At 63.0% G+C, this 12,699-nt stretch carries 8 protein-coding genes and 1 pseudogene; 3 read left to right on the forward strand and 6 right to left on the reverse strand.

Going from position 1 to position 12,699, the window contains the following annotated elements; translation table 11 throughout:
• Window positions 1-1,713, forward strand: a 1,713-nt coding sequence (locus LN450_RS07955; RefSeq protein WP_228892739.1) for a glycoside hydrolase family 15 protein, incomplete at its 5' end; no start/stop codon positions are given.
• 129 nt (window positions 1,714-1,842) lie between these two features.
• On the opposite strand, the gene LN450_RS07960 is transcribed toward LN450_RS07955, so the two are convergent.
• From LN450_RS07960 to LN450_RS07970, 3 genes are all read right to left on the reverse strand, one after another.
• Complete coding sequence (locus tag LN450_RS07960; RefSeq protein WP_039417561.1) at window positions 1,843-3,321, reverse strand: glycoside hydrolase family 30 protein; 1,479 nt, start codon at window positions 3,319-3,321, stop codon at window positions 1,843-1,845.
• Window positions 3,322-3,644: 323 nt separating this feature from the next.
• Window positions 3,645-4,514: an NAD(P)H-hydrate dehydratase gene (locus LN450_RS07965; protein ID WP_011346682.1), complete on the reverse strand. Its 870-nt coding sequence runs from the start codon at window positions 4,512-4,514 to the stop codon at window positions 3,645-3,647.
• Window positions 4,514-5,293 (reverse strand): histidine phosphatase family protein, encoded by a 780-nt coding sequence (locus LN450_RS07970; protein ID WP_011346681.1) that lies wholly within the window; start codon window positions 5,291-5,293, stop codon window positions 4,514-4,516. The genes LN450_RS07965 and LN450_RS07970 overlap by 1 nt, the downstream gene beginning before the upstream one ends.
• 215 nt (window positions 5,294-5,508) lie before the next feature.
• Here LN450_RS07970 and LN450_RS07975 point away from each other — a divergent pair, with 215 nt between their 5' ends.
• Window positions 5,509-6,138: a TetR/AcrR family transcriptional regulator gene (locus LN450_RS07975; protein ID WP_003490630.1), complete on the forward strand. Its 630-nt coding sequence runs from the start codon at window positions 5,509-5,511 to the stop codon at window positions 6,136-6,138.
• A 63-nt stretch (window positions 6,139-6,201) separates the two neighbouring features.
• On the opposite strand, the pseudogene xopAV reads toward LN450_RS07975, so the two are convergent.
• A pseudogene (xopAV, locus tag LN450_RS07980) lies at window positions 6,202-6,833 on the reverse strand (type III secretion system effector XopAV).
• 400 nt (window positions 6,834-7,233) lie between these two features.
• Here xopAV and xopAU point away from each other — a divergent pair.
• On the forward strand, window positions 7,234-8,808 hold the full coding sequence (gene xopAU / locus LN450_RS07985) for a serine/threonine protein kinase (protein ID WP_041855031.1): 1,575 nt from the start codon (window positions 7,234-7,236) through the stop codon (window positions 8,806-8,808).
• A gap of 232 nt (window positions 8,809-9,040) precedes the next feature.
• Here the strand turns inward: xopAU and LN450_RS07990 are convergent, their stop codons facing one another.
• Entirely contained in the window at window positions 9,041-9,307 is a 267-nt protein-coding gene (locus tag LN450_RS07990; protein ID WP_011346676.1) for an XAC0095 family protein, read from the reverse strand.
• Between the two features lie 299 nt (window positions 9,308-9,606).
• Complete coding sequence (locus LN450_RS07995) at window positions 9,607-12,690, reverse strand: type I restriction endonuclease subunit R (RefSeq protein WP_011346675.1); 3,084 nt, start codon at window positions 12,688-12,690, stop codon at window positions 9,607-9,609.
• Window positions 12,691-12,699: the final 9 nt, after the last annotated feature.

A 12,699-nucleotide genomic window follows, 5' to 3' on the forward strand; every position in this document is an offset into this window, starting at 1 on the left:
CTATGCGGTGCCGATGGCAGCATCGATTGGTGGTGCGTGCCGAAGATGGACTCGCCGCCGTTGTTCGATCGCCTGTTGGATGCAGGCGAAGGCGGCTATTTCGCCCTCACGCCGCAACAGCTGCAGCAGGTACAACGCCGATACCGCGATGGCAGCAATATTCTCGAAACGACCTTCAGCACCGCAACCGGCAGCGCACGTCTGACCGAGTCGCTCAACAGCGGCGAAGCCGGCCGGCTGCCGTGGTCGGAACTTGCGCGACGCATCGAAGGTCTCGAAGGCCGCGTTGTCTTCGACCTGATCTACCGCCCCGGCACACGTGCCGGAGAAGCCACTCCCTGGCAAAGCGAGACGCCGAACGGCCGTGTGCATCACGTCGGCCCGCTCATGACCATGCTGCGCTACGACACGGAGGCAGCGCAGCTGGTGCACTGCGACGACCGCGGTGTGCACGCCACGCTGGCGATCCGCGCAGGCGACACACAGGTCGTTGCGTTGCTGGCCGCCGAAGAAGATGCGCTCCCGGTGCCCGCCCTGGAAGACATCGGTGGGCGCATCGAGCGCAGCGACCAGGAGTGGCGCGAGTGGAGCGGCAACCTGTCTTACGCCAACAGTTACCACGATGCGGTCGTGCGCTCTGCGCTGGCGCTCAAGTTCCTGTGGTTTTCGCCTACCGGCGCCATCGCCGCTGCGGTCACCACGTCATTGCCGGAGCAGATTGGCGCAAATGGCAATTGGGATTATCGCTATGCCTGGGTCCGCGATGCCGCCTACACCACCAAGGCCTTCCTTCGCGTGGGCGCATTGGCCGATGCCAAGGCCGCGTTTAGCTGGTTGATGCGCACCATCCGCCAGCATCGGCCTGGCGTGCGCCCCTGCTACACCCTGGATGGCGCGTTGGTGCCGGACGAACGCGAGATCGACATTCCCGGTTATTGCAATACGCGCCCGGTGCGGGTTGGCAACACCGCCAACAACCAGCTGCAGCTGTGCCTGTACGGCGATATCTTCGAAATGGCCGCACGCTTTCTCGATGCCGGGCACATCCTGGACCAGGAAACCGCACGCCAGTTGTTCGAGCTCGGCAACGAATGCGCCAACACCTGGATGCGCAAGGACGCCGGCTTCTGGGAACTGGAAACCGCCGAGCATTACACCATGTCCAAAGTGGAATGCTGGCTGGCGCTGCGCCGCGCCAGCGAGCTGGCCAAGGCCGGCCATCTCTCCACCGCGATGCTGCCACGCTGGGAACGCGAACAGGCGCGGATTCTCGAGTGGATCGACATGCACTGCTGGTCCTACGCCAAGCAGGCTTACACCTTCTACGCGGGCACCGACGACCTGGACGCAAGCCTGCTGTTGGCCTCGCGCTTTGGGCTGGGCGGGCCGCGCCGCGAGCGCATGATCGCTACCCGCGATGCCATTGCCTCAGAACTTGGCAGCGACGCATTGCTGCACCGCTACAGCGGCATGCAACAACGCGAAGGCGCATTTATTGCCTGCTCGTTCTGGCTGGTGGAAGCCTATGGCCTGCTCGGCGAGCGTGCTGAAGCCAGGCACTTGTTCGAACAGTTGCTGGAACGGCTGGGCAACGATGTCGCGCTGATGCCGCAGATGCTGGACACGAGCACGGGCGCCGCGCTGGGCAACGTCCCGCAAGGCTTGAGCCACCTCGCGCTGATCCACGCGGCGCTGGCCGTGGATGGCGAATAAGCGCAGCGCAGCATCTGTCGCCTTCACCAGGCTGTTATCGCCGCAAACTCCTTCTCCCATCGGCAGAAGGAGCACGCTCGGTGGATGCAGCTGCGCCAGAACGCAGCTCAACCAAGTGCGTCGATTCGTTTACTGCGCCAGTACCACGGTCTGGATCGCATGCGCCGGAATCTCCAACGTGCTGGATGCCTCGCCCACATACAGGTTGTAGGCGATCGCAGCGTCGCTGGCATTCATGACCACCATGGCCAGGCTGCCATCGGTGTTGAGAAACGCGGTGGTTGCCAGATTGCTACGGCTGCTGGCTGCGCTGACCCGTCGTGCACCCGGCCGGATGAATTTGGAAAAGTGGCCGATATACCAATAGCTCGGCGTGTAGATCACCTCGCCCGTGCGCGTATCCGCATGCACCGGCGCAAAGCAATAATTGCCCACGTGGTTCGGCCCACCGTGTTGGTCGAGCAGAATGTTCCAGTCCGTCCAGCCCACTGCGCCATGATTGAGGTCGTTGATGATGGCCGTGCCGTAGCGCTCGCCATTGGGCCAGTACTGCAACTTGGCCGGGTCGAACTTTTCCACCGCCGCTTCGGTCAACAGCAAGTGCTTGTCCGGGTACGCCTGCGCCACTGCCGCCACGTTCTCCACCATCGGCTCGAATCCGGCCCAGGTTTCATACCAATGAAAGCCCATGCCCCACGCATATTTTGCCGCCTCCGGATCGTCGAAGATCACATGCGCGCGGTGCACCATCATGTCGCGGTTGTGATCCCACACGATGATCTTGCGATCGCCGTAGCCGGCGCTGGCCATGGTGGGCCCGAGATGATGCTTCAAAAAGTCGCGTTCTTCCTCGGCCGAAAACAGCATCGACTCCCAGGTCTGCACCGCCATCGCCTCGTTCTGCAGGCTGATGCCCCAGATCGGGATGCCCGCTTTTTCGTATGCCGCGATAAAGCGCGTGTAGTAGCTTGCCCAGGACTGCGCGTACTCGGGCAATAGCTTGCCGCCCTTGAGCATGGTCTTGCTGTCTTTCATGAAGGCCGGCGCACTCCATGGGCTGGCAAACGTGGTGAGCTTGCCGCCGGCCGCCGCAATCGCCTGGCGCAACATCGGGATGCGGTACTTGGCATCGTGCTTGACCGAAAAACTCTTCAGCGCCGCATCGCCCTCCTTGATGTAGGTGTAGCTGCCGCTACTGAAATCCGAGCTATGGATGGTGGTGCGCGCCAGCGTGTAGCCGATGCCCTGTTGCGGATCGTAGTAGGCCGTGAGCAACGCACGTTGCGTACGCTTGGGCAGCTTGGCAAAGGTCTCTGCGCTGGAATCGGTGATCGCGCCACCGATACCCAGCACCTGCTGAAACTGCCGCTGCGGATTGACGAAGATGGAGTTTTCTTTTTCGGTCAATGCATGGCCGGCGACAGGAGCGGCCGCCGTGCTGGCGCGCATCTGTTGCGTGGCGCCTTGAGAGCTGGTGTAGATACGCAACGCGCCATCGTTGTTCGTCGCTGGTGGGCTGGCATCCGATGCTGCCAGAGCTGCCGCGTGTGCCATGGCCGCCGTTGCGGCGCTCGCGCTGCTCGCCGTGCCCAGCCCCATCCCCAGCATTCCCACCACCGACCACGTCATCGCTCGCTTCACCGCGCACCCTCCCAGGTAGATCGCGCAAGCCTAACCGACCAACGCGCCGCAACATCGCCTTCCAAACGAGCGCAAGCGCGAATCGAGCTTCCCTTTGCTCTCTGGGACATCGTCCCCCTTGATGGGGGAGAAGGTGGCGCGCAGGGCCGGATGAGGGTGCGTGCACACGTGGCGATGCCTGCAGTTTGTGATGCATCACAACCTGCAGGAAATACAAGACTTCAATCTGCGCCAATCCCAGCAACAGCACCCTCACCCCAACCCCCTCTGCCGCAGGGAGAGGGGCGTGATCACCTACGCGACAAACGATCCAGGATGCCTGGCACTTCCGGCGGGATCTCGCGCGCCAAGAAGCCCACCGTGCCGATGCGCTTTGCCAGTTGCTTGCCCGCCGCCGCATGCACGAACACGCCCCATAGCGCAGCGGTCAATGCATCGCTGCCCCGTGCAGCGAACCCTGCGATCAATCCGGCCAAGGTGTCGCCAGATCCCGACGTGCCCAACCCAGGCACGCCACCCCGATGCACCCACAACGCACCATCCGGCCCGGCGATGAAACTGTCCGCCCCCTTGACGATCACCACGCTGCGCATCTTCTGCGCGAAGGCCAGCGCGTACTCGCCCGGCGCTGCTTCCACCGCAGCCTTGTCGTCGCCAGCGAGGGTCGCCATCTCCCCCGCATGCGGCGTCAGCACGAAGGGCCGCCCAGGCGGCGCACGCAAGCTGCGCGACAACGCACCGGCGTCCAGCACCAAGGGACAGACCGCCTTGGCAGCGGCCAGCTTGACCAGCGCCGTTGCCGTCGTGGTCGACGCCATGCCCGGCCCGATCACGGCCGCGTCGCAGGCTGCCAGCGCCGCGTCCAATGCACGGTGCCCGCGCGTAATCTCGCCCTGCCCGTTCTGCCCCAGCCCCAGCACCAATGCCTCGGGCACCGCCAGGGCCATGGCCGGCGCCACGCTGGCAGCGGTGGCGATCTGCAATTTGCCGGCGCCCGCGCGCAATGCAGCTTCCCCGGCCAGCAATGCCGCACCGGGCACGCGCATCGAGCCCCCCACCACCAACACGCGCCCCCGCTGCTCCTTGTCGCCGCCGGGCGATGGCAGCGGCATCGCACGCAGTGCGGCAGCGGTCAGCATGCGAAGGCGTGCGGCAGCCATCAGCGCGCTCCAGCCGGGCGATCGGATTCGGTCGTTACCGGCTCGTCGGCCAGCTCTGGCGGTACGAACTTGGTGCGCACCAATTGCAGCGATTGCCCATCGGCCGCGGCCGCATATTCGGTGACGCCACAATTGGGCACGTCGCCTTCGCGGTCGATGGCCAGGATGGTGGCCTCGTCCATCCGCTCGATCAGGTAACGGAAGCAATTGACGATCACCTGGTGCCCCACGATCAGCACGCGCGCACCTACATGATTGCGCTGCAGGTCGCCCACGATGCTGCGCAAGCGAAAGATCACATCGCACCAGCTCTCGCCACCAGGCGGGCGGAAATAGAACTTGCCCACCAGCTTGCGCTGCTCGGCCAGTTCCGGAAAGGTCGCCAGGATGCCGACGGTGGTGTAACGGTCGAGCACGCCGAACTCCTTCTCGCGCAGCCGCTCGTCCACGCTGACCGCATCGGTCGGCTGGCCGAGCGCACGCGCAACCGCAGCGGCGGTTTGCCGCGCGCGCACATAGGTCGAACTCAGGATCAAAGTCGGCCCCTCGTGTTCGGGAAGCCCAGCCATCCACGCGCCCAAGGCCTCGGCCTGGCGCTCGCCCAGCGCCGAGAGCGGCACGTCCGCATCGCGATGCTCCAGGTCGATCAACGTCGCGCCATTGGACTCGGCCACATCGCGCGCCACGTTGCCTGCGCTTTGCCCATGCCGCACCACCCACAGGCGCGCCGGCCACTGCGCCGACACCCCCGCAACCGCACTGTGCTCACTCACACCCATCTCCTGCATCACGTCGGCACCACGTGTCGCACAGCCGCCGTGAACAGGTGGTCGACCATGCGCGCGGCATGCGCCGCCGCGCTACCGGTGTCATACATGAGCCCGCACACCGCGCACGCTGCAAGGAACATGCGCCATGGCTCGGACCAGCGCGGCTCCAACGGATGCATAACCCTGTCTCGGTATACTGCAGGCCCCCGACACACCGCTCGCCCATGTCCAACGTCCTTCAGCTGCGCACCGCAAAACAGCGCGAAGAGCTCCTGGTAGACGACGTACTGGACGCCGCCGAACGCTGCATCGACGAGATCGGCCTTTCGGCCACCAGCTTCGAGCTCATCGCCGAACGCACCCGTCTGTCATGCGGCAGTCTGCTGCAGCGCTTCGAAGACAAGGACGCGCTGGTGCGCGCATTGCTCGAACGCAACTACATGCGCGCCATCCGTCAGATGTGGCTGGTGGAACGCCCGGCCAACGTGCACGTGGTGGACTTCATCGCCGGCCTGCTCGAAGACTGGCTGCTGCAGGAAATCAACATCAAGCGCACCCGCATCGACCTGGAGCTGCACCTGGCTACCCTGCGCGACCCGGTGCTGGCCGCCTTCATGCGCCGGCAGAGCGCATCGCTGATCGAACACCTCAGCGCATTGCTCAAGCGCCTGCTCCGCGGCCATACCGACACCGCCAGCAGCGAACACGAATTCCAGGCCCGCGTCTTCGCCGTCGCTGCCATGTGCGGCGGCCTGCACAGCGTGATGACCAGCGGCATGGAACTCAACCGCATGCATCTGCAGCTGATCCTGCGGGAGAGTTTGTCGGGCATCCTCAAGTCGGCGCCGGTGTAATCCTCGAGCAGCACCGGCTCGCCGATTGCGGGCCGCATGCTCCCGCCATTTGCCAGCGCTCACTCAGTCTGCCGACGACGTCGACGCTTCATCCGCTGCACGGGCTCTGGCTGCCTGCAAAAGCTGGGTGACCAACCTGTGCGCATCGTCGCCAACACCGCTGGCCGCTTGCCACAATTCCGGCGGCAAGCGAGAACGCTCCACCGTCATGAGGTGCAGCAGATCCGTGGCCAATACCAGCTGCTCGCCTCCGTCCATGGCAGGCCCAGGATGGTCGGCGTCGAATATGGTCACCATGTCGACCGCATGATCCAGGCAGGCCTCGGTGGCTCCCAACTCGCTCGCGCGCTGCGCCTTGGTCGGCACTTCGTACCACCGGCTTTGCGCCTCCACGTAGCGCGCGGCCAACACGTCGGCCAGCCCCATTCCCAGGAATGCGGCCAGCGCTCCCACTGCCTGGTAGCCACTGACTACAGCAAGATTCTTGTAATACAGGTCATCGTTGAAATAGCCGTAGGGCGCCGCGGCAGGCTCTGGGCCAACTGCGTATTGGCATGCGGGTCGTTGGCCGGTGCAGGCGGGCCGGCATCTGCCACGGTCGCACCCTCTTGCTGCTCGCGCCTGGCGCCTCGGCGCGTGACGGACGTCAATGCTAAAGGCCGCATCGTCACTTCTCCGCTATGGATGCGCGCCATTGTTCCCCAGCGTGATCGGGCATGACGCATCCGGCCGAAAAACCATTGCCGAACACGAAACAAGCGGCACGGAGCTTGCCAAAGTGCGCAGGCGGTGCACGCACGCGCCACGTATCGCTGCAGGCAAACCAGCAGGGTGGCTGGCGATCGTGTTGAACGCGCACGTTGGCCACCACAGCCGGCGCCGATCCCGCCGCGCCAGCGGCCAAGACATGCAGCACCCGCGCAACTTCGCCCACGCCTGCACTGCTTCGTGCATTGCTCCCTCCGCATGCACCACTGCCTCAATGATGATCAAAGTGACGCAGCCGGCATCGCCGCTGAGTGGCCCCTGGTGCCAGCGGCTCACTCCAGCTGCCGCGTGTTGCAAGCGAATCGCCAGAGCCACCTCCCCTGATCGTTGACCACACTGTCCTCGACCATGAAACAGATCTCCGGCAACTTCACTCTCCCTTCCACGGCGCTGCGCGCAGACGCAGAGCGCGATGCGCCCGAAACTGCACAGGCGCCCGAACCACACACCCCGCCCCATCCTGTCGCAGACCATCCGCTCAACCTGCTGGAAAAAAGAAGAAGCATCACCGGCGTACTTGCCGACGAACGTAAGCGTCTGGAAGTCGTGGTGCCCCGCCTGCAGGCAGCGTTGGCACCGCACACCTGGTCCTCATCCAGTAGCGACTCGCCAACGACGCCTGTCACCGGCCGCAGCCCCCGTCTGGGCCCGCAACCCGGCTCACCGACCTGGGCCTGTCTGCTGGAGACGCCGGCGCGCCTGTCGGCCCTTGCGGGCGCCGACAGCAGTGACGCATTCCAGAACTTGCGCAACGCACGGCGGCTGGTCAGCGATACGCGTCATGCCCGGCAGCACGTCGTGCTGAGCCCGCGCCTGGTGAAATCGCTGACCAGCCGCTCCGAACGCCCGGACTTGATCCAGAAGCTCTCGGCGTTGAAGCCCGGCGCCCTGGATGTAGACAATGGATTTCTCCACGTAACCCTGGAAACCGGGCACGCAGGCACTGCAGGAACGCTGGACGCCATGCCCACCGTCGGCACCGGCGCATCCGCCTCGACCTACGCGGTGCGGCTGGCCGAAGATCTTTGGCAGGGCGGGCAAAATTGCGGACGCGACTTCATCTTCAAGGCCTTGTTGCGCACCGACCCGCAACGGCCGATCCCGCCGACATTGTGCGACCCTGCCACCGCTGCAGACGCACCGGCGCTGCAGCAACGGGTCGCTGAGCGCAAAGCCATGATCTTCCAGGAGTATCAAATGATCAGGTCGGTGGATGCAGTGCCGTATATCGTGCGCGCCCACGGCGTGGTGCAGATCGAACACACCTTCGGCATTTTGCTGGAGAAAATCGACGGCATCAGCGTGCGCAGCATGATTGGCCGCGCACGCACAGCGCTGCAGCAAGGCGCCATCAGCGCAATGGAGTATCTCGGCCTGGCCCGGCAGCTGATGGCCGACGTACTGGTGGGGATCGCCTGCTGCGAAGACGCCGGCATCGTGCATCAGGACATCTCGCACAACAACGTCATGTACGACCAACCCATGAAGATCTTCCGGCTGATCGACATGGGGCTCGGCGCAGAAGAAGGCGACCCTAACCGCGGCGGCACACCGGGCTTCTACGACTTGAGCACCCCTGCCAGGCATGCGCGCGACGTCTACAGCGTGGCGCAATTGCTGGTGCATGTGCTCAAGCGCCCCGACTACAACATGGGCATGATCGGGATCAATCGCGCCAAGACCGCAGACACCTTCCCCTTCATGGATGCGTTGCAGGCTCTCCCGGCCGACCACAAGCGCATTGTGGTCCGCTTCTTCAACAGCATGCTGGACGACGGAACCGGCGAGCGCACCAAGGCAGAGAGACTGCTGCGCGACCCCTTTTTCACCGAACCGCCGCTCCCGCCCCGTGATCGGATGCACCGCACCTACGAAAAACTGAAGCGCTTGCCTTCTTTTTAGCAGCAATTATTTTCAGCAGCGCCCACGGTTACAGGCAAGCGCGAGCCGATGGACCACGTAGGGTGTAGTGACCGCGCCTAGGAAGCGCGGGATTGAAAGACAAGTGAGGCAAGTGTGCAGACACGCGCGCAGTTTGAGCGCTGACTCGGGCATTCAATCGGCACCGCTGCGTGCTGCCATACCGGTGCCGATCAATGCGTCCATTCGGCGGTGATCCAGACGGCACACCACGTCATGGCAATGGATGCGCCCCTTCGATGACAGCGCACTCCACATCGTCCAGCACCCGGCCCACCTGCTCGGCCAGTAGCTCCAGGCAGAACGCCAACTCGTCCATGCAGATAGCCGGCTGCCACGCCTGCTCTTCAACCTGCGTGCGTGGCTGCGCTAACCGTGCCAAAAAGCGCATGTGGTCGCGCAGTTGCTGGAGGCGGTACTGCGCGCCCTCTGGCAGGTAGTAGCCCGGTTGTGACTGCACATCGCGTACAACGTCCGACATGGCCTGCTCCTCATTCCATGGAATCGCCCCCGCCCGCCGCAAGGCGACGGACGGGAAGTCGGGAGGCTCGAAACCGCGAACAGCCGGCGGGCGTATTTCCCTTGCGGGTGTTGTATTAGCCGCCCTCCCGACGCAGGCATCACGTCGGTTGCACCTATAAAGTTGCAGGCACAAAAAACCCACCGGTTTGTCGGAGGTGGGTACCGCTGTTCGGGGAGTTTCGAGGCTCCGTGGGGTGATCGTGCTACTGGTTAGGTGGCACGTCAAGATGCTTGAACGAGCCGACCTTCCCAACGGGCCTATGAAGTCGCGCCGTCACTAGCCCTGGAAACGCGAGATTTCTCAAAAATTTCGAAAGCCAGATGTTCACTAGCCGCAGACCTGAACTCACGATCGGTCATGATCTTCGAGAAAATCTCTTCGTTGCCCTCCATTCGCTCAATGAACAGCTCATCAAGCACTCGTCCCAAGTACGCAGTGAAGTCGCTCAGATTATTGGCTCTTGCAGCCTCCTTGATCTGTTCGCTGGCTTCGGCGGACACTTTGATCTGATCAAAGAACAGCTGATCTGCCTCGTTGAAGTCGGTGCCGAATCGAGTATTAAGTTTCTCTACAAGACTCGACAGCGGCACTTCCTCATCTGCCACACGTGACGTACCAACATCAGTAGGACCCTTCAGCGAATACAGCTGGCCTTGCGCCAAATCGATGGAACCATCGGTGAGCTGCTGCATCCGGTAGTAGCGCAGGCTCACTTCATCATCCAGCACGAACGCCTTGCCATCATCGGCAGGCGGTAGCTTGGTCATCAGGTTGCGCACGAATGTGTAGAGCTTTTCCAGATCGCTGTCCTGATAAGGCACGATCTGGGAAAGGAAGGCATACAGGTTGCGGTAAGCCATCAACAGTCCGCGAAACTCGTCCTGCTTCTCCTCTAACTGCGTCTTGAAGCGCTGCACGACAGCATCAAGCACTGCGTTCATCTGCTTGTGGTCGCTACCGGAATGCTCGCGCTTCGGGCGGTACCAAGCTTGGGCGAAAGCATCTACGTCAGCCGGAGTAAAAATCGCCGGCGCAAGTAGCTTGTGTTGGAGTTCGGACAGCTTCTCCGGCCCGGCATTCTCGCCAATCGGCGTGCTCTCATAGTACGGCTTGAACGCCTTGTGGATGTCCTCTTCCTTGTTCACGAAATCCAGTACCAAGGTGCGCTTCTTACCGGGCGCCATGCGGTTGAGTCGCGACAGCGTTTGCACCGCCTGCACGCCAGCCAATTTCTTGACGACGTACATGGTCTGCAGCAGTGGCTGGTCGAAACCAGTCTGGTACTTTTCGGCAACCAGCAGCACGCGATAGTCGTCGCGCTCAAAAGCTTCCGGCAGCTCGCTTTCTGCCAAGCCGTCATTCATGGCCACCTCGGTGTAGCTCGCACCCGGATCCTCCGGGTCTTCCACCGTTCCGGAAAACGCCACCAGCGAGCGAATGCCGTCGTAGCGGTTGTCCTTGATGTAGCGGTCGAAGGCCAGCTTGTACTTGACTGCCGCCAGCCGCGAGCCCGTCACCACCATCGCTTTGGCGCGGCCGCCCAGTTCATGCATCACATGCAGACGGAAGTGCTCCACGATCACGGATACCACCTGCTCGATGTTGACCGGGTGCAACTCCATGTACCGGGTCAGCGCCTTGGCTGCCTGCTTGCGCGATACTTCCGGGTCGTTCTCCACCTGCTTGATCAGGCCGAAAAAGCGCTTGTAAGTGGTGTAGTTGGCCAGCACATCCATGATGAAGCCTTCCTCGATGGCCTGGCGCATGCTGTATTCGTGGAACGGCGACTCGCCTGACGGCCCCGGCGTATCGAACAACACCTTGGTCTTGAACTTGGGCGTGGCAGTAAATGCAAAGAAGCTGAGGTTGGGCTGGCGGACACGCTTCTGTGCCTCACGCAGAATCGCCGCGCGGGTGGCCTCATCAAGCTCGTCATCTTCTTCGTCGGACAGCTGCGCGGCTACCGCCGCTTCGATGCCATCGCGGTTGAGCATGCCGCGCAGGGTCATGGCCGTTTCGCCACTCTGCGAGGAATGGGCCTCGTCCACGATGACCGCAAAGCGCTTGCCTGCTGTATCAAGCTTGACGTCCTCGCCATCGGCTTCCAACCGCGCCAGCGCACGCGCGATAAAGGGAAATTTCTGGATGGTGCTGATAATGATCGGGGTGCCGCCAGACAAGGCCCGCGCCAACTGCCGGGTGTCCTCGTCGATCTTCTCCACTACGCCGGTCTTGTGCTCGAACTGATAGATCGTGTTCTGCAACTGCTGGTCCAGCACGCGGCGATCAGTCACCACCACTACCGAATGGAACACCTTTTCCTCATGGGCGTCGTGCAGGCTGGCCAACCGATGCGCCAGCCAGGCAATGGAATTGGACTTGCCCGACCCGGCCGAGTGCTGCACCAGGTAGTTGTGGCCTGAGCCATGCGCACGCGCGTGGCCCACCAGCCGACGCACCGCATCTAGCTGGTGGTAGCGCGGGAAGATCATCGTTTCCTTGCGCACCGTGCGCACGCCTTTGTCGGTGGTGATCTTGCGTTCCTTGATCTCCAGGTGCATGAAGCGCTGCAAGATATCCAGCAGGCTATCGGCGCGCAGCACCTCATCCCACAGGTAATGGGTTTTCCAGTTGCCTGGCACAGGCGGGTTGCCCGCACCGTGCGCATGGCCGCGATTGAACGGCAGAAACACGGTCTCACGCCCTTTCAGCCGGGTGGTCATCCAGGCCTCGTCCGGGTCCACGGCAAAATGCACCAGCGCACGCTGCTTGAAGGCGAACAGCCTGTCGCGCTCATCGCGGTCGTGTTGATACTGGTAAATCGCCTCGCTTGCAGGCTGCCCGGTCAAGGGATTTTTCAGTTCTACCGTGACCACTGGCAAGCCGTTGACCGCCAGGGTAACGTCGATGATGCAGCGTTTTGACTTGCCGTCCGGCCGCTTGAGCACCGAGGCAAAGTTCACCTGCCGGGTGATGGTCAGGCGGTTGTGCGCGTACTTTGCTGCGGCCTCGGGATTCATGCCGGAATTGGGACGGAAGTATGCCAGGCGCAGCGTCTTGCCATAGCATTTGAAGCCATGGCGCAACACGTGCAGCGCGCCCTTGATCTCCAGTTCCTTGACCAGCGCCTCCAGCACGGTCACCTGGGTACGCGTACCTAGCAGCGTTTCAAGCTGCTGCCACCGTGCAAGCTGGCTGTCCTTGAGGAAGCCGATCACGTCCGACGGAAACAGCGCCAGGGTTTCGTCGTAGTCAGCGGGCTGGCGCATCTGGTAGCCGCCCGCCGCGAGCAGGGTGACCTCGATGGCAGTTTCAAAGGCGTGTTCGGTGTGGCCGGACATGCGGAATCC

This window comes from Xanthomonas euvesicatoria pv. euvesicatoria (assembly GCF_020880415.1).
Classification (GTDB): Bacteria; Pseudomonadota; Gammaproteobacteria; order Xanthomonadales; family Xanthomonadaceae; genus Xanthomonas; species Xanthomonas euvesicatoria.